An 18,028-nucleotide genomic window follows, 5' to 3' on the forward strand; every position below is an offset into this window, starting at 1 on the left:
GCAACACCGTTTGGCGGATGGCAAGTACTAGTGCAGAATAACGTGATTACGAGTCAACTTGGCTTCATAAAGCGCAATGTCGGCTTGACGTAAGAGTTCCGACAGCGAGAGTTGAGCCTGCGCGTGCCAAGTGATGCCGATACTTAGGGTGACCGAAATTGTCGAAACTTCGGATCCGCTGGAAGGTTCATTCACCAAGCTAACTTCTAGGCGCTCGACTTCACTTCGAATCCGCTCGGCCGTCGTGCAAGCCATATCTGCTGAAACCGCAGGTACGACCACCACAAACTCTTCACCGCCCATACGGCCAAGAACATCAACAGGCCGAATGAGCGTTTGTACCAGGCTGGCAACCTCATACAACACCCGATCGCCGACGCTATGTCCGTAGGTGTCGTTGATCTGTTTGAAATTATCTAAGTCGAAAACCATTACCGCCACAGCATGCTTTCCAAGGCGTAGATCACCCAAGAGCAAAACCGCTCGCTCAAACATGCCCCGTCGGTTAAGAACCCCCGTCAAGGCATCGTGATCAGCTTTCCGTTTGACCCTATTAATTTCGGCGTCAATGGTGGCCATGCTGGCTGCCACCGCCAGGGGACCTAAAGCCATAAGGGCATAAGACAACTGGATCGAGGAGTTGAGTTCACTGCGTTCTTCCCTCGTTAGCTCGGCATTGGCGTGTGAGCTACTTCCGATCAACACCAGTGAGACCATCAGCGTCAAGAAGCTTAAGATTGACGTCTTGAACAGACCTGCTGTGAGCGCACTCCAAATTAATGCTGGCAACACCAACGCTAATGCCGCTGGAATCGAGGTCAGCATGCCAATGGTAAGCGACAACAGCAATAACGCCATTGGACCCAATAGCTTCGAGCGACGCCTTTCACGTTCCTGGGTCTTCCATAACTTCAGGCGTTCAAAAGGTGGAGCACTTAGAACCACCGGCAAGACCGCCAGTCCGTTAGCAAAGCCGATCACAAACCAACGGATAAAACCGTTGCCGGGGGCCTCACCCAAGACCAGATGACCCAAGACAACTACGCAAAAGGTCATAGCAAAGGCGGCCGCCGCAACTATGACTGCCAAAAACATCACTGATTGTGGCTGACGAAGACGCCGCACCTGGAATGGAACAAACTCGAAACCAGCCAAACCCACGCCGATAAAAGCTAGGTTTCCGGCCAACAGCACCAAGACAAACTTAATCTCTCCCCTTGAGATAAGGTCCCACAGCAAAAGCCCAGCAGCGATACCACCAAATGCCGCCCATCGATTGTCATGCCTTCGACGGGCCAAGACCCCAAGTAACACGCCATTTGGTAACCATAGGAGTGACAACGAGCCATCCCAGAGCCTGAACAGTTGGCCGGTTGATGCTAAGACGGTGCTTAAAGTTGCATACACGATAAACAGCGAAGGTAAATTCAGTTCAAATTTCGATTTAGGCGCCGAGTTGTTATCAATCATTTGAAGCACGCTCAAACTGCCGTGATCGACATGGGAGCGCGAGCCAGGCAGGTTCCAGTGGGAACCATAATAAAGCCTATGGCATCAGCTAAGCTTTAGCTCACCTTGTGTACCACGACAACGTTCTTAGCCTGTTTTGCCTGGTAAAGGGCTTTGTCGGCTAGTTCCAGCAAGTCATTAACCGACCGCGTAACCTTCTCTTGGCACACCACGCCAATACTAATAGAAATCTGATTGATTTCTGCTGGCAAAGAATCAATCAGCTCGGGTGAGGTGGCCGGTAAAAGGCTTTGGCTCGCTAATGTGCCTAGGCGAGCTACTTGGGCGCGAATACCTTCCGCAAGGTGCTGTACAAAGTCACAGTTAATCCCAGAGCGCACAATGGCAAATTCGTCTCCACCAAGACGACCCAAAAGATCGGTGTCACGCATATGCTCTTTAATAACCGAGACCACGTCTTGTATGACCAGATCGCCTACCGCATGCCCATAGCGGTCGTTTATCTTCTTGAAATTATCGAAATCGATCATGGCCACTGTTACTGGCCGCCCCGAGTCTTCGGCCAGTTCTAGCAGCAGCGCTGCCTTTTCAAAAAAGGCACGACGAGTGTAGGCACCTGTTAGCCCATCCAGCTCGGCCTGACGCAAGGCCAGGAACAATTCTTGGTTCCTCATGGCCGTAGTACTGGCCACAGCGATAGGCCCCATGGCCATGAACGCCAAGCTCAATTGCATCACCACAATCACATCTTGGGTGTCCATGTCGGAACCGGCAACAAAGTCACCCACCTCGAACACAATCGCCCCCAGCATCAGAGCCAAAGTAAATACCGCTAAGACTGCGGTATTAAAGACACCACTTCTAAGCGCTGAAAAAATTAATACCGGTACCGCGAAAGTAACGGCCGTAGGCGCGTATATATAGATCCCAAAACTCAGCATTGCCACTAAAAAGACAGGAGTGACAATAACACGGCCTCGAGCCTCTTGACGTGGGGTATTAGTTATCACCCGAACACGCCGCCAGGCAGGTGCGGTTAGAACCACTGGAAGAACCAGCGCAGCATTTGAAAAACTCACGATAGCCCAGCTCAGCACGGTGGTCGCGCTGGTGTCGGCACCTAAAAGCTGTTCTAACACCATGGCCGATGCGCCCGATACCAAAGCCGCTACTACCGAAACGAAATAGATTACAACTACCGACTGTGCTCGACCTAGACGCAAATCAACGGGCTTGCTTCGATACAGCAAATACCAACCAACCACCACAAACACGGTGTTAGCTACCGCCGCCACGAACCCATGACCACTATGATTGTGCGTGAGTCCGTCGGCCAGATAAAAGCCACCCGCACTCGCAACAAAGGCTTCCCAGCGAGCCATTTGTGGCATGCGGATTAAAATACCGATGATAATGGTGGCCGCGGGCCAAACAACAGAGATTGTCGGTCCATGTCGAAAACCCAGGCCCACAGCAGATAGCGCGAATGCCAAAACGCATATGATGGCGAAATTACGAACGCGCATTGCTGAGCGCACTGGTATTTTAGTCAAAGGCTCCATTACTCAGCGTTCACGCATCCAAAAGTAATTTAGTAATGAAAACCCTAGCAGTAAATGGCCCCGATTTATCCACTAAAGAATGGATATAATCTTTAGTGGATAAACATTATGGTCATACCTCTATAACCAAAAGAGAAGGCGGCCCCACCATTAAATGGGGCCGCCTTCGGTTTAACTTAGATTAAAGCTAGTTTACTGAGTGCAGAATACTCTAACGAGCTTCCAAAGCTTCAATGAGCTTCGGCAGCACAACGTGCACGTCACCAACGATACCCAGGTCGGCCATACCAAAGATGGGAGCTTCTGGGTCCTTATTGATGGCGATAATGTGATTGGAGCCCTTCATCCCAACCGCATGCTGCGTGGCGCCTGAAATACCAGCGGCGATGTAGACGTTAGGCTTCACAACCTTACCGGTTTGTCCAACCTGGTAGGAGTAAGGCACCCAACCGGCGTCAACAATTGCCCGTGAGGCACCTGGAGCACCCTTAAGCAGCTTGGCAAGTTTTTCGATCATGTCGAACTTGTCGGATTCGCCCAGGCCACGACCGCCAGCCACTACGACCGCGGCCTCGTCAAGCTTCGGTCCGGTGGCTTCTTCCACAAAACGATTGACGATGCGAGCAGTACCAGCCGCACCTACATCGGGTACGGTCAGCGCTTCAACAGCCGCCGCGCCACCGCCAGCTGATTCTGCAGCAAACGATTTAGGACGAACCAACACGATGGCCGGACCGCTAGTGGTGACCTTGGTCTTGACGTTGACGGTGCCACCAAAAACGGGCTCGGTACCAACAATGGCATCGCCGTCGAGAGCAACGTCGACCACGTTCGTCACAACAGGCTTATCGAGCTTCACCGACAAACGAGCCGCTACGTCACGACCGTCGTAGGTGGTACCCAACATGATGAGATCGGGAGTGTTGCCAGCTTCAATGGCCGCCGCCAAAGCAGCTGCCACCGAGGCGCCTTGCATGGCACCACCGAGGTCACCGGTCGCATAAATTTTGGTCGCGCCGTGATCTCCAAGCTCAGCGGCAATGGCATCGGCATCGGCACCGCCGTAGAAGGCTTCTACGGTGTCCCCCAAGGTGCGGGCCTTAGCCAGCATCTCAAGAGTGATTGTGGCTACTTTGCCTTCGGCAGCTTGGGCATACACCCAGATTTTTGAAAGAGACATGTCCAATTCCTCCTAGAGAAGCTTGAGGCTGTCGAGGAGTTCGACAATCTTAAGGTACGCTTCGCCTTCATCTTCGATGATTTCACCGGCTTCACGAGCAGGCGCATCGGCAATTTCAACGATTTCTTGACCAGCACCAGCCCAACCAACGCTCGAGGCGTCGATACCAAGGTCAGCCAATGTCTTTTCAGCCACTGGCTTCGACTTGGCGGCCATGATGCCCTTGAAGGACGGGTAGCGTGGTTCCACCACACCAGCGGTTACTGACACCACGGCGGGCAACGGGCATTCAACCTCGTCGTAGCCAGCCTCAGTTTGGCGTTGAACCTTCACGGTGCCGTCGGCAATTTCTACCGTCTTGGCAAAGGTGATCGAAGGCAGATCCAATAGGGCGGCGACTTGCTCAGGCACAGTACCGGTGTAACCGTCGCTCGACTCGGTAGCGGCAATTACTAGATCGGGGTTGGCCTCTTTAATCACAGCTGCCAACACTTTGGCGGTACCTAAAGCATCAGTGCCCAACAGCGCGGGATCGCTCACCAAGGTGGCGGATACTGCGCCCATTGCAAGGGCAGTGCGAAGACCTGAGACTTCGCCATTCGGGGCCATCGAAACAAGAGTGACTTCACCGCCACCGGCTTTATCTACCAGCTGCAGCGCCATTTCGACGCCGTAGCTGTCAGAATCATCCAGGATAAGTTTGCCATCTCGCTTGAGGGTCTTGGTCGAGGGATCCAACGCGCCCGGCTCAGCCGGGTCGGGGATCTGCTTCACACAGACGACGACGTTCATTGTGCGATTTTGCAGCCTAGGAGGAGGCTTTTACAAATCGGCCCGTGCAAAGATGTTATATGCACTCGGCCCGCCCCACCTTAAGTCGCGGTCTCGCCACAGTCGGAGAAAAGCTCTGAAAGCCCTGCTCATCGTCAACGCTTCAGCCTCGTCAGTAACGCCTCGAAGTCGGGTCGTTATCCAGAAGGCTCTGTCTGCGGATCACAACCTCGAGGTGGCTGAAACTTCCCGCCGTGGACACGCTTCGCGTCTGGCGCGCGGCGCTGCCAACTCGGGGTTTGACGCTGTCATCAGCTTGGGTGGAGACGGCACCCTGAATGAAACCGCCAATGGTTTAGTTGGCACGAAAACCATGTTGGGTGTTCTGCCTGGAGGAAGCACGAACGTTTTCGCTCGGACGATTGGCCTTCCCAACGATCCTATAGAAGCCACCGCCACTTTACTGGAAGCCATGGCAGCACCTAACTATGCCTCTATGGGGGTTGGCACAGTCAACGGTCGGTGTTTCCTCTTTCATGTGGGCATTGGCTTTGATGCTGCGGTGGTGGAGCAGGTGGAGAAACGGGGTTCACTGAAACGCTGGGCGGGCCATCCCCTCTTTATCTACTCGGCGATTGACACCTGGCTTCGCCATTATGACCGTGCCCAACCCCATTTCACGGTCTCAATACCTTCGGTCACCCCATTAGCCGCAAACAGCTCAGACGATTCGGCCGCCAAGCACGATGCTGACACCGCGGCAACTGATCGGACCGAGACGGAAACGATCGACGATGGCTATTTCGCCATCGGGATGAACACCGACCCCTACACCTATCTCGGCAATCGGCCACTGAGCCTAATGCCGGGCGCTACTTCCGAATTCGGATTGAGCCTGGTGACTCTAAAAACCTTGCGATTTTTGCCCTTGGTGCGAAGTATCGCAACCTCGTTAGTGCGGGGAAACGGCCTCAAACCAGGAAGATGGCTAGACGTTCACCGGGGAATTACTTCGGCCACGATTAGCGGAACCCGGCCTATCCCCTTTCAGGTGGATGGCGATTATCTAGGGGCTGTACCAATACTCAATTTAGGCTACGAGCCAGAGGCCTTAAACATTTTAATGCCACTCAGCAACTAGATACGAAATCTACTCGCCGCGTTCCGTCAATACCGCTCGAGTAGGACCTGGCTTATTAGTAATAATCCCATCTACCCCTAAATCGGCTAGTCGTAGTATCTCGCTCGGTTCATCAACCGTCCAGACGTTGGTAAAAAGGTTATGTTCGCGAGCCTTGCCTATGAAGGCCGCATCGACCATTGAGAAATGGGGATGCACTCCCTCATGACCGGCATCATGGGTACGCTGCACCAGGTCATCACCCATACCAGGAAATATAAGCCAAGCAGTACGAAGTTCAGGAAATTGGACCTTAACCTCATTCAAGGTAGCCAAGTTGAAGCTTGAGACTATTACTTGCGACGCATAATTAGTTTCGTTTATTACCCTAATCACATCAGCGACGATTAGGTTATCAACATCGAAATCAGGATCATTGGGTAAATTCTTTATCTCAACGTTTACGGTCAACGACCCACAAGCCAATAGCGCCTCGGAAAGTAACGGTATGTAGCTTGGCAAGTTCGGGTAGGCAATACTCGCCAAAGCGATGCCATCAGCCAGTACAGCATCGTGGTGCACGATGAGCTCACCACTCTGGCAACGTCTCACGTCCAGCTCCACGCCATCGGCTTCCGCTCGAACGGCGGCCTCAAAAGCTAGCAGCGTGTTTTCGTGTTCATCAGCAGAAGCGCCACGGTGAGCGTATATTTCAAGCATTCTCGGTCATCTACTTTCATCTTTCTTGACAAATCTTAAACTATTTGGCAAAAAACCCTTGTCTAACGCACAACAAACCGATACGGTTACCAAGTCCCCCTATGCGCTGTGCCCCGCCCAGGCCTGCGCATGTGAATCTAGTCACGAGCGCGTGGAGGTGTCGTGGCACTCACGAGCAGCATTTCGGTTGCCTTCAACTTAGATATCGATCCGACCCAGCCCCAGGCCTGGCGGCGTTTGGCTTCTTGCCGAGACACCGACCCAGACTTGTTCTTCCCAGTAGGTACTACCGGCCCAGCGATTGAACAGATTGAAATCGCCAAAGCGGTATGCAACACCTGTGAGGCACGACTGGAGTGCCTTGAATATGCATTGACCACCAATCAAGACTCTGGCATCTGGGGTGGTACCTCGGAAGAGGAACGCCGCAAAATCCGGCGTCAGTGGGTAGCCGAGCGTCGCTCACAGGCTGCCTCTTAGCAGAATCTCTTACACCAGAGTTAACAACTACCGAAGGTTTAACCACCACACCGGTAATAGCGCCAGCTAGATAAAGTTCACAGGTTTGGGTACCAGTTCCGCTGAACTGGTACCCAAACTTTGTTTTGCACCCAACCGCTCAGCCACGATGAGCATTTCACCCCGCCGGCACGGTGAATGCATTCGGCGATCACCCATACCTAGCCTTGTCACGGCGTAGGTCACTTCGTCTGCTGAGGGTTACGAGACCTCTTAAGAACTAAAACCGATACGTCGAGTATCGGCCGGGCTCCCAATTTCCACGAAAGCTACCTTGGCCACCGGTACTCCAACCTTGCGACCACGACGGTCGGTGAGCCAAAGCACTGCATTATCATTTGCCAATTGCTCGCTCACGTACTCACTTAGGGCCTCGGGATCAGCGTCGTCAGCCAGCTCTATTTCAAGCTCACGCGCTTGTGTAATCCCAATCCGAACTTCCACGGGCTCCTCCTCATGCTGCCTCGGGCCATGTTACGCCCTAACAGGCGAAAGAGAGTAACGGGCTGAAGCAACTTCTGGTCAGGTTCTTAAATAATTTTCAGCTCGGGATGCGCACGCTTGGTTGGTGCCAATTCAACATCGATTCGCTCAGCCATGGCGGCAAACACTTGAGCCGATTCACTCTCGGGAGAAACGGCCACGATCGGTCGTCCGCTATCGCTGCCTTCGCGAAGTTCTGGTTCCAGTGGCACCTGACCCACTAGGGGAACATGTAGACGATCGGCCAGCTCTTGACCACCGCCCGCCCCGAAGAGGTAATAACGCTTGTCGTCATCGCCGGTGAACCACGACATGTTCTCAATAACGCCCTTGATGTCGAGCTGCACTTTTTGGGCCATAAAGGCCGCCCGCTGTGCAACACGTTGGGCCGCAGGTTGTGGCGTGGTCACCACAAATACTTCCGAGCGGGGCAAGAACTGAGCTAAAGAAATCGCGATGTCACCGGTGCCTGGCGGCAGGTCGACCAGCAGGAAATCAGGTTCATCCCAAAAAACATCGGTCAAAAACTGCTCAAGGGCCTTGTGCAACATTGGTCCCCGCCAAATGACTGGTTGATCTTCCTCAGCAAAAAAGCCCATGGAGATGCAACGCACGCCATGACTTTCAGGCGGTACCAACATGGAATCGATGATGGTTGGCGGATGCTCGACACCCAACATGCGTGGAATGGAGAATCCCCAAACATCGGCGTCAATTACGGCGACCGAGTGGCCGCGGTTAGCTAACGCGATGGCCAGGTTAGCGGTGACTGAAGATTTACCCACACCGCCCTTACCTGAGGCGATCAGCAGGGCCCGCGTTTTCGATTGGGGATCAGCAAAAGGAATGACCCGGCCTTCTGAATGGCCTTGGCGTTGGGTCGTGCCAGCTGTAGCTGCCGGGTTGCCGTGTAGCGATTGGCGCAGCGCCGCCCGTTCCTCGTCAGTCATGACCGTGTAATCAACATTGACGGCACTAACGTCGGGAAGTGCCATTAAGGCATCGGTTACACGGCGGGTGAGCTCGGCCCGCATTGGGTAGCCCTCGGTGGTGAGTGCAATTTGCACCACGACCGCGCTGCCTTCTTGACCAACGGAGCGCAGCATGTCTAAATCCACGATCGAACGCTTCAATTCTGGGTCGTCAACCGGCCTCAAGGCTTCGATGATCGCGGCTTCACTAACGGCCATAAGCTACCGGGCTCCTTATTTTCTACTATGTGCATAGGTATAATACCTATGTGTCATCAAAAGGCCTCAATCCAACTGAGTTCGCCTCGGCTACCAACGCTATTACGGCGGCATTCGGAGACCCAACACGCCGCCAAATCTATTTGTATTTACACGAACGGCCCGATGGTTCCACCGCCAACACCGTGGCGACACATTTTGGACTTCACCCCAACGTGGCCCGACATCACCTCGAGAAACTGGTGGCTGGTGGCTATCTCTATACCGATTCCACTCCCGCCACTGGCAAGGTGGGGCGACCTTCAAAACGTTACATCGTGCTGCAACACGACTTTGTTTTCGAATCAGCGTTACGGAAAGACGAAATCTTGGCGTCGCTTTTGAACAAAGCTCTTCGCCATCTACCCGCCGAGTTGGTCGCAGAATTAGCTGAAGAAGTGGGCCTTGAACATGGTCACCGGATTGTAGCTGCCATGGGTGACGCTTCAGTTCATCAACGTTCCTTCCGTTCCGCGCTCTACGCGGTTGCCGAGGCCATGTCGGCGCATGGTTTCGACGCTCACACCGAAGAGCACGCCACCGGATTAAAAATCGTGGCCGACCATTGCCCCTTTGGTGACACCGCCGTTGCAAACCCCGTAATCTGCGCCGTAGACCAGGGCATGATCAAAGGCATGCTGGAAGCCCTCTACGGCTCGACCACTACCCAAGTCGAAATGTCACAAGCACTTGGAGCAGCACGTTGCGTGACGTCGGTAGAAAGCTAGCGCTGGTGACACAACATTATTTTGATCACGCCTCCACTTCTCCCATGCGCCCAGAAACTAAGGCCGCCTATCTAAGTGCCATCGAAAAGAACTTGGGCGACCCGAGTCGTATCCACGCGCCAGGGTTAGAAGCTCGGGTTACTGTTGAACACGCCCGAGAACAAGTAGCACATTTCTTGGGTGCTAGACCTCGTGAGGTGATCTTCACTTCTGGGGCCACCGAGGCCATTGCCAGTGCCGTCTGGGGGGTACAGACCAAAGGCACACACCAGGTTTTAGCTGCTCTTGAACATTCCGCGGTGCGAGAACAGGCGGCCCGTCACAGTCGAACCACCTTGGTGGGGGTAAATAATCTAGGACGGGTCGACCCTGAAGAACTGGTGGCGGCAGTAGTACCAGGCGAAACGGCACTCGTTCACCTCCAACTAGCCAACCATGAAGTCGGCACCCTGCAACCCGTTCGCGAGGTGATCGATTGGTGTAAAGAACATAAGGTTCTAGTTCACGTTGACGCTGCTCAAGCCATTGGCCGTATACCCTTTTCGTTTCACGAACTTGGTGCCGACCTAGTCTCAGTCTCAGCACACAAGTTTGGTGGCCCTCCGGGCATGGGTGCACTGTTGGTGCGTCGTGGTCTTCGTCTTACACCATTGCTTCTGGGGGGAGACCAGGAGCGGGCCCGGCGAGCGGGCGCTGAAAACACTCCCGGCATCGCAGCATTTGGTGCCACTGCCGAAACCCTGAGCTCTGGCGAGGTTATGTCGCAAGAAGCGACTAAGAACACCCTCTTTAGGAACCAAATACTCAAAGCGGTTGAGACTATTCCCAGGGTCGAGGTTTTTGGCGATCCCGAACACCACCTTGATCACCTCATCTGCCTAGGAATCAGCGATGTGGAACCACAACCAATCCTGATAGGGCTTGATCGAGTGAACATTTCGGTGCATTCCGGTAGTTCATGTTCTTCAGAGGCTCTTGAACCGTCACCCGTACTTGAAGCCATGGGAGTCGACGCTCAACATTCGCTCCGAATTTCCCTTGGTTGGTCAACCACCCAAGCTGATGTGGATGCTCTTTGTGCAGCGCTGCCCAAGGTAGTTTCCGAGCTGCGTCAATTGCGCGCCACTTTGTAAACCACTCGACGAGTAGCGACCAGCACGAGCTGAGCATCAGATCTTGCGCTAGCTCGTTACACAGCTCTTCTGCAATGAAATCGCGGTAACAATTGGCCCAACATGCCCATTAAGAGCTGGGTTTGACCGTAGATGGGTCCAATGTTGGCGGGTCGAGCGGCGAGTCCGACTCCGACTCGGCTAACGAATCGAACACCCCGGCCTCGACTAACACCGTGCATTGATCAAGTTCGTCCTCAGCATCAAGCGACGCTGGTGCCGGTGGCCCCGCAACCTGCTCGACTCCATCGCGCAGTGCCATCAGTTGTGAAATTGATTCCCGTAGACCTTGACTTTCAACCAGGTCAACCATGTCTTCAGGCGGATTCATTGCATCAAATACCGCCAGCTCGGCTAAAGCTTCATCGGGTCGGCACAGCTGGTTAAGGGCAATGGCACGGAACACACGCACGTCAGGATATTCTGCTTCGATGGCTACAGCTTCAGTGAAGTCGCGCCACGCAAATTGAGGAAGCCCGGCTAGCACCAGCGACCAACCTCGATAGGTACGCGCTTCAACATTTGCCGGGTGTTGCTCCAAAATTTGGTCATAACATTTGAGCGTCTCAACCGGCTCGGCGGTGCGGATCATCACAAAGCAGTTGGAAAGTTGCTGACCCACACTCTCATTCACGCCCCCACTTAGTTCTTGTGACGCCGAACGGTCGCCTGAAGATCTGGCCACCGCAACTCCGGCCAGACCAGCGACTAAGGCCACCAGAGCTGCCATGCCTAGTGAACGCAACAGGTTTGATTCCCGTTTGTGGGACGCCACGAACTCGGCGCGTTCCTCTATTTGAGTGGCGACCGCTGCCGCCCGTGATACGTAATCGTTACGGAGGGTTTCGTAGTCTTGCGCGCTGAGATCACCGGCGGCGAGTTCACGGTCCAGATCTTCAATCGAACGCAACAGGAAGTCTTGCTCTTCTTCCAGGTGTGCCAAATAGTCGGGATCAGCCAACTTGCGTTGATTCACCATTAACCGCCTGAGGGTTGCCGTCGCTCGTCGAGAAGGCGATTCACTAGCGCCTCTTCTTCAGGCGTTACTTGCACGTCTTTACGAGGCTTCCACCAGATGAAAGCGAATCCCGCTCCGGCCAGAGCCACGATGCCGCCGGCCACCGGCAGAATCCACACCAAAGCAGAGAACCCGCTCGAAGGTGGCGTAAGAAGGTGACCGGGATAAGAGTTCTCTAGATAACCAAGGATTTGATCGTCGCTCCGACCGGCCTGAACTTGGCGTTGGATCTCGGCTCTAATCTCAATCGCGATGCCAGAGTCGCTTTCGCGGACCGATTGCCCGTTGCACACCGGACAGCCGAATCGCCCTGCTAGGTCGCGAGCCCGTTCCAGCGGGGTAGCGGGTGACGATGCCACCGTGCCAATGATTAGGCCCACCACAATTATTGAGACCGCCAAAATCCACGAAATCACCAATGCTGGCGAAGCATGTTTGGTTCGTGTCATTGCAGCAAGCCCGATTGATTCAAGATTGAAGCCAGCGCTAGCGATGAGGGCGATGAGGTAGCGGCGTTCTCAACCGGTCGACCTCGAGCCTCGCTAAGGACCGACTCCAAATCTTCTTGGGTAACAGAGGAAATGAATTTGTAGGCCACCACTCCTTGTGGCGAAATCAGAAATGATTCGGGCAGCTTAGTTACGCCCCACGCAATCGCCAAATGGTTAACGTCATCAGCCAAGACGGGCCACTCTCCTCCATTTTCATCGAAGAAGGCCTGCACGTCTTCTTTGGAGTTTTGGAAAGCCACGCTCACAATTTCAATATCACCACGGGCCGCATGAGCTTCGTGGAATTTCACCAATTCGGGATGTTCCACCCGGCACGGCGGACACCAATCCGCAAAAAAGTTTACGAGCACCCAGCGGCCTCGATAATCATCCAGGTCGAAAGCGTTGCCGTCGAGCGTTACACCGCTCACACCAGGAGCGGCCTGCCCAACCATGTTATTTTTTGCAGCCCTGGGGCCGGTGTCGCTTACTGCCAATACGGCAATAAAGCCCACCATTACAATGCCCACCACTAGCGATGCTATTAAGGCCGTGCGCCTAGGTTTTGCGGCCGAAGGGTGTTTGGCCACATGTTCGTCATAAAGCTCATCGGGTGCCACTATTCAGCCTCGCTTGCCAGAACTTCAGCCAAATCTTTATCGTTGTCACCTTGGTCTAGCGTGGCTTTAACCTCGGCTGTTGGTGAGGTCTTTGGAGCAATCCGTTTCGCTTGATCATCACTTAGCAATGCCGAAACTGGCTCGGTGGGGCGTCGCCTCCGCCCAGGAAAAGCCGCCAGTAAAGTGCCTATTGCCATTAGCGCCACACCGAACCACAGCCAAGAAATCAGCGGTTGTACCACCGCACGAATTTGTACTGGGCCTTCGGGCCAGTCTCCAACTGACATTGTCAGCGCCACGTCGTGGGTAAAGCTGCTCTTGACTGACGGCGTGGGAATGGTTTGTCCATCGGCACGGAAAATGCTCACTGCGGGAGCGTAGACCTGTCCCCCATCAATTCGTACGTAGGCAGTAGTTCTAATGGTGCGAGGTAAATCTTCAATCGTCACTTCTTCTAGGGTCAGCTCGTGGCCTGAAACTACGAACGATTCCCCAGGCATCAAACGTGCTTCACGGCTCACTACGTTGGCGTTCGAAGCAATAATCCCGGTAGCGATGATGATGACGCCGATATGAACGATCATCCCGCCGTTGGCCCGCCCCACCAGGCCACGCCAGCCTTGTCGTCGGGTAGCTAAAGCTACCGTTCGCAAGGCAGAACCAGCCGCGAAACCGGCTAGACCGTATCCGGCAATAGTGCCTAGACCGCGTTGACCAATAGCCACGGTAAACACCACTGCCAGCGCGGCCAGCCAAATTGGCCAGCGAAGGCGGGTGGCTAAGGTTTCCACATTGGTGCTACGCCAAGGCAATACCGGAGCGATGGCCATCAAAGTGAGCATGGCTAGACCCAAAGGCACGCTCATACGCTCGAAATAGGGTTCCCCGATTCGAACCTGATCACCGTTAAAGGCCTCTATGAGCAGCGGAAAGACTGTGCCCAACAAGATCACGAAGGCAAAGGCACCAAAAAGAACGTTGTTAGCTAAGAAAATGCCTTCACGAGACATCGGCGAATCGATAGAACCCGGTGATCGCAAACGGTCGCCGCGCCAGCCAATAAGTCCGACCGAAACCACCACGATAAGTGCGAAAAAGCTGAGCAACCAAACCCCGATAGTCGACTCAGTGAAGGCATGCACCGACGCCAAGACCCCAGAACGGGTGATAAAGGTGCCCAAGATGGTGAGCGAAAATGTGGCACATAGCAGCGAAAGATTCCACACCCGCAGCATGCCCCGACGTTCTTGCACCATCACCGAATGGAGATAGGCGGTTCCGGTCAGCCAAGGGATGAAAGAAGCGTTCTCAACTGGGTCCCACCCCCAGTAGCCTCCCCAGCCCAATACTTCATAGGCCCACCAAGCACCGAGCGCGATGCCAAGGGTTAAAAAACCCCAGGCAATTAAGGTCCAGCGGCGAGTTTCCAAAAGCCAACCTTCGCCGACCCGACCTGTGACTAACGCTGCGACCGCGAAAGCAAAGGGCACGGTGAAACCCACGTAACCCAAGTACAACATGGGCGGATGGAATGCCATGAGTGGATGGTTCTGCAAGAGCGGGTTTGGCCCTCTGCCATCTAGTGGTGCCTCGGCCAGCACCCTAAATGGGTTCGCAGGCCCCGCCAGCAAGCCAAAGAAGAACAGGGCCACCACAAACATGGTGAGCAGCGCCCAGCCAACTAACGGATCGGTCAGACGATCGCGAAACTTCCAAGCTACGGCCACAATGTAGGCCCCGAGAATTAGTGCCCAGAGTATTATCGAGCCTTCTAACGCCCCCCATAAAGCCGCGAAATTATAGAGCGGCGGTGTTAGGCTACTGCCGTTTTTGGCAACGTATTCCAAGCTGAAATCGCGCACAATCAAAGCACGTTCCATGGCGGCGAAGGCCACCAGTCCGCCTACCAAGACCAAAATGGCATAGGTCCGGGCCCGCTTTAGCAAGAGCGGCCGATGGCGGGTTAAACCAACGGCCGTGGAAATCACACCGAACGCAGCCGATACCAGCCCGACCATGACCCCGGCGGAGCCCAGCGCAGCGTTCATGGGTTGGTAACGCTCGAAGGGTTGGCGTCGCTCGAAGAATAATCTTCTACCCGATCAGGATGTTCTTCTTGGTAAACCTCTTCGTGTTTCACAAAGAAGCGATCGCTGGCGAAAAACCAGCCATCGTCAGTTGGTAGGGCCGCGTTCGGACTCGACACTTCCAAGTCACCAACTTGGGCCCAACGGCCTTCAAGAACAACGGGGATATTAGGTTGAAAAAGATCGGGGGGGTCGCCCAGATGCGAGATTGTTACATCGACGTCGTTGTATGAGATAACAAAATCAACACCGTTTTGCGTAGGGGTAATGGAGTCGCCAACAACCCGGCCTTGGATCCGGAACCGCTTCTCACCAAGCGAAGCCCGTTGAGCAACGGCTTCATCGGTATTACGGAAGAACAAGGTGGCGTCGCCGAGGCCTTGGAACACCACTAGCAACAGAGCGCCAACCACTGCCACTAGGGCCAACAATGCCCAGGGCTTACGACGCCGACCGCCCTTACTCTTAACTTCACGTGGCGACAGGTCAAGTGAGGTTTTGGGGGTTTCGTTTAACTGGTCCATCGACGCTTCTCCGCTGGCACTCGTTGGCTGAGGCGGCGACCGCGCAACACCAATAAAACGGAATAGAGCGCTACCACAGTGAGGGATACGCCCCATCCCACGTACATATAACCCATTTGGCTCACGGAGAGGCTCCTTCAGTGGGAAAAGCTAATGCATCGGTACCAGGGTTTGAGGCACCACCTGATTCGGCACGACGAGCCTCAATCGCCTCATCTAGCCAGCTCTGTTCAACCTGGGCCTCTAACCAACCAAGGCGGAAGCGGTGCAACATTAACCAGCCGAAAACCAGCGACAGCGCCACGAACCCGAACAACATGGTGAACATAATCAAGTCGCTAGCCCCGAAGTCGAAGTCGCGGCGAGCCAAGGTGGGTTCTTGGTGCAAAGTGCGCCACCACTCAACCGACTGGTGTACCAGAATCACGTTCGGCACCAACAACAGGCCCACTACGGCCGCTCGGCGGGAGCGAACCTTGGCTGGCAGATCAATCCGTTGTAAGGCCAGATAGCCCAGCAGTAAAAGAAACAAAATAGCCGTTGAGGTCAGACGGGCATCCCAAACCCAGTACACGCCCCAAGTTGGTCGTCCCCAGATTGAACCGGTGAAAAGGGTTAGAGCCGTCATGACCACACCAACTTCAACGGCCGAGTGGGCCAACAAATCTGAACCAATGGAGCCTTTGCGCAGATGCTGGATGCTGGCTGCGGTGGCAATGAAACAAGCCAGATAGGCGTTCCACGCTAACCCTGGGTGCAGATACAGCAAACGAACTAAATCGCCCTGAATCGCATCTCGCGGTGTGGCGACGAAAGCCAAGAAAACCAAAACCACCATGGCAGCTAAGGCCGTTAGTCCAAGCACTCGGCTAGCCGTAGAGCCTGTGCTTGTAGGGGCACCTACAAGGTCGCTGCCCAGGCGTTCCGTCACGATTCCTCCATTAAAGACCCAAAGGTAAGAATTCCAGCACCTATGTACACCAGGGCAAACACCCCGAGCAGGTTGAACCACGGCCAACCGTCGCCAACCACTCCATCTAACGCCGCTTCCGTAGCGCGAGTAGCGCCTATTAGCACCGGGGCAAGCACCGGTAGAAGTAGAAATGGCAACAAGGTGGAACGAACGCGCAGCCCGACCGACAACACGCCATAGAGGATACCGGCTGCAGCGATGCCCGCGGTCGCGACCCCCAGAGTAGAGACCAATAACACAAGGCCGCTCAAGGTTCGGCCGTACAACAACACCACACCGAGCAGTAGAACAATTTCGACCACGATTAGCTGCAGTGCAAGTGCAAAGAATTTGCCGAGGAAGATGCCACTGGGTTCGAGACCTACCAAGCGCAAACCATCGCGAACACCATCGCTCGATTCGATCGAAAAGGTACGTTCCACGGTCAACACGGTGACAAATAGGACCGCTACCCAAAACAAACCCGGTGTCGCTCTGGCCAGGACTGGCCCGTCAGGGTCCAAAGCGAAGCCGAACAACATCAGCACCAAAAGCGCAAAGGGCATAACTTGATTAATGACAATGCGCGAACGCCACTCCACCCGGAGGTCTTTGGCCGCGATTAGCCAGGCATCACGTAACACTAGGGCCGCCGTTTAGGTCATCCGTGCCTATGAGCGTTACGTCGGCGACGATCGTTCCGCCGGCGATTGTCAGCTCGCGATGGGCTAATCCCTGAGCGCGGTCCAATTCGTGTGAAGCCAAGATCACCGTGGCGCCAGCCGCCGCAGCGTTCTTAATAAGACTGTCGAGCAGGTCGCGACCGCTCTGGTCTAAGCCCGCGTGTGGTTCATCCAAGAGCCACACCTGCGGACGGCGGGCGATCAGAATAGCAATGGCGCAGCGGCGCCGCTGACCAGCCGACAAGGCCGAGACCTTAACGTCGCTTAACCGCTGTGAAAGCCCCAATGAGTCCATCGCCGCCGCAGCGTCGGCGGGATCAACTCGTGCCGCCTGTGACCAAAAGCGGACATTGTCAGAGACCGTTAAATCGTCGTACAGAAAAGTGGCGTGTCCCAGAAGGCCAATATGGTCGCGTACTGCTAATGCATCGGTGCGAAGGTCGAAACCGAGCACCCGTCCTTCTCCGGCGCTTAGGGGCAATAAACCAGCGCACAAGCGCAAAAAAGTAGTCTTACCAGCGCCGTTCGCACCTTTAAGTAAGAGAATTTCGCCATGGTCAACGCTTAGGTCAACCCCTGCTAGAGCCGGGAACTGACCCAAGAGGCATACCGCTCCGCGAAAAAATAGTGCTGGCTCCATGGAATCAGCTCAGATTAGCGAAATCAGGACCGTATCAGCCAAGCCCAACGCTATTACCA

General features: G+C 54.6%; 20 protein-coding genes. 4 read left to right on the plus strand and 16 right to left on the minus strand.

From position 1 onward, the window contains the following. Positions 1-27 precede the first annotated feature (27 nt). The 4 genes from WC184_06510 to WC184_06525 all read right to left on the minus strand — a co-directional run bounded on the left by WC184_06510 (position 28) and on the right by WC184_06525 (position 5,004). Positions 28-1,470, minus strand: a complete 1,443-nt coding sequence (locus tag WC184_06510; GenBank protein ID MFA7477530.1) for a diguanylate cyclase — start codon at positions 1,468-1,470, stop codon at positions 28-30. 95 nt (positions 1,471-1,565) lie between these two features. Further along, a complete protein-coding gene (locus WC184_06515; GenBank protein MFA7477531.1) occupies positions 1,566-3,023 on the minus strand; it encodes a diguanylate cyclase in 1,458 nt (485 codons plus the stop codon). Between the two features lie 220 nt (positions 3,024-3,243). Continuing rightward, positions 3,244-4,212 (minus strand): electron transfer flavoprotein subunit alpha/FixB family protein, encoded by a 969-nt coding sequence (locus tag WC184_06520; GenBank protein MFA7477532.1) that lies wholly within the window; start codon positions 4,210-4,212, stop codon positions 3,244-3,246. A 12-nt stretch (positions 4,213-4,224) separates the two neighbouring features. Continuing rightward, positions 4,225-5,004 carry an electron transfer flavoprotein subunit beta/FixA family protein gene (locus tag WC184_06525; protein ID MFA7477533.1) on the minus strand — a complete coding sequence of 260 codons (780 nt, stop codon included), beginning with the start codon at positions 5,002-5,004 and terminating at the stop codon, positions 4,225-4,227. Between the two features lie 52 nt (positions 5,005-5,056). On the opposite strand from WC184_06525, the gene WC184_06530 reads away from it, so the two are divergent. Continuing rightward, complete coding sequence (locus WC184_06530; protein ID MFA7477534.1) at positions 5,057-6,124, plus strand: diacylglycerol kinase family protein; 1,068 nt, start codon at positions 5,057-5,059, stop codon at positions 6,122-6,124. 9 nt (positions 6,125-6,133) lie between these two features. On the opposite strand, the gene WC184_06535 is transcribed toward WC184_06530, so the two are convergent. Next, positions 6,134-6,823 carry a glycerophosphodiester phosphodiesterase gene (locus tag WC184_06535; GenBank protein MFA7477535.1) on the minus strand — a complete coding sequence of 230 codons (690 nt, stop codon included), beginning with the start codon at positions 6,821-6,823 and terminating at the stop codon, positions 6,134-6,136. A gap of 204 nt (positions 6,824-7,027) precedes the next feature. Between WC184_06535 and WC184_06540 the strand changes: the two genes are divergently transcribed. Continuing rightward, positions 7,028-7,303, plus strand: coding sequence for a WhiB family transcriptional regulator (locus WC184_06540; protein ID MFA7477536.1), 276 nt, complete (start codon positions 7,028-7,030; stop codon positions 7,301-7,303). A gap of 252 nt (positions 7,304-7,555) precedes the next feature. On the opposite strand, the gene WC184_06545 is transcribed toward WC184_06540, so the two are convergent. Continuing rightward, positions 7,556-7,786 carry a DUF3107 domain-containing protein gene (locus WC184_06545; protein MFA7477537.1) on the minus strand — a complete coding sequence of 77 codons (231 nt, stop codon included), beginning with the start codon at positions 7,784-7,786 and terminating at the stop codon, positions 7,556-7,558. Between the two features lie 86 nt (positions 7,787-7,872). Then, complete coding sequence (locus tag WC184_06550) at positions 7,873-9,015, minus strand: P-loop NTPase (protein ID MFA7477538.1); 1,143 nt, start codon at positions 9,013-9,015, stop codon at positions 7,873-7,875. A 50-nt stretch (positions 9,016-9,065) separates the two neighbouring features. Here WC184_06550 and WC184_06555 point away from each other — a divergent pair, with 50 nt between their 5' ends. Further along, on the plus strand, positions 9,066-9,782 hold the full coding sequence (locus tag WC184_06555) for a helix-turn-helix domain-containing protein (GenBank protein MFA7477539.1): 717 nt from the start codon (positions 9,066-9,068) through the stop codon (positions 9,780-9,782). A 5-nt stretch (positions 9,783-9,787) separates the two neighbouring features. Next, positions 9,788-10,915: a cysteine desulfurase family protein gene (locus WC184_06560; protein MFA7477540.1), complete on the plus strand. Its 1,128-nt coding sequence runs from the start codon at positions 9,788-9,790 to the stop codon at positions 10,913-10,915. A gap of 109 nt (positions 10,916-11,024) precedes the next feature. Here WC184_06560 and WC184_06565 read toward each other — a convergent pair whose 3' ends face one another. From WC184_06565 to ccmA, 9 genes are read right to left on the minus strand one after another with little or no spacing between them, the layout of a single operon-like run. Further along, entirely contained in the window at positions 11,025-11,933 is a 909-nt protein-coding gene (locus WC184_06565; protein MFA7477541.1) for a hypothetical protein, read from the minus strand. Beyond that, entirely contained in the window at positions 11,933-12,421 is a 489-nt protein-coding gene (locus WC184_06570; GenBank protein ID MFA7477542.1) for a cytochrome c-type biogenesis protein, read from the minus strand. The genes WC184_06565 and WC184_06570 overlap by 1 nt, the downstream gene beginning before the upstream one ends. Next, positions 12,418-13,083, minus strand: coding sequence for a TlpA disulfide reductase family protein (locus WC184_06575; GenBank protein ID MFA7477543.1), 666 nt, complete (start codon positions 13,081-13,083; stop codon positions 12,418-12,420). The genes WC184_06570 and WC184_06575 overlap by 4 nt, the downstream gene beginning before the upstream one ends. Further along, positions 13,083-15,131 (minus strand): heme lyase CcmF/NrfE family subunit, encoded by a 2,049-nt coding sequence (locus tag WC184_06580; protein MFA7477544.1) that lies wholly within the window; start codon positions 15,129-15,131, stop codon positions 13,083-13,085. Before WC184_06580 ends, WC184_06575 begins: the two co-directional genes overlap by 1 nt. After that, on the minus strand, positions 15,128-15,694 hold the full coding sequence (locus tag WC184_06585) for a cytochrome c maturation protein CcmE (GenBank protein MFA7477545.1): 567 nt from the start codon (positions 15,692-15,694) through the stop codon (positions 15,128-15,130). The genes WC184_06580 and WC184_06585 overlap by 4 nt, the downstream gene beginning before the upstream one ends. Next, positions 15,682-15,819, minus strand: coding sequence for a hypothetical protein (locus WC184_06590; protein MFA7477546.1), 138 nt, complete (start codon positions 15,817-15,819; stop codon positions 15,682-15,684). The genes WC184_06585 and WC184_06590 overlap by 13 nt, the downstream gene beginning before the upstream one ends. After that, on the minus strand, positions 15,816-16,625 hold the full coding sequence (gene ccsA / locus WC184_06595; protein MFA7477547.1) for a cytochrome c biogenesis protein CcsA: 810 nt from the start codon (positions 16,623-16,625) through the stop codon (positions 15,816-15,818). Before ccsA ends, WC184_06590 begins: the two co-directional genes overlap by 4 nt. After that, on the minus strand, positions 16,622-17,290 hold the full coding sequence (locus WC184_06600) for a heme exporter protein CcmB (protein MFA7477548.1): 669 nt from the start codon (positions 17,288-17,290) through the stop codon (positions 16,622-16,624). Before WC184_06600 ends, ccsA begins: the two co-directional genes overlap by 4 nt. After that, entirely contained in the window at positions 17,280-17,969 is a 690-nt protein-coding gene (gene ccmA / locus WC184_06605) for a heme ABC exporter ATP-binding protein CcmA (GenBank protein MFA7477549.1), read from the minus strand. The genes WC184_06600 and ccmA overlap by 11 nt, the downstream gene beginning before the upstream one ends. Positions 17,970-18,028 lie beyond the last annotated feature (59 nt).

This window comes from Acidimicrobiia bacterium, from assembly GCA_041676705.1.
Classification (GTDB): Bacteria; Actinomycetota; Acidimicrobiia; order Acidimicrobiales; family SKKL01; genus Actinomarinicola.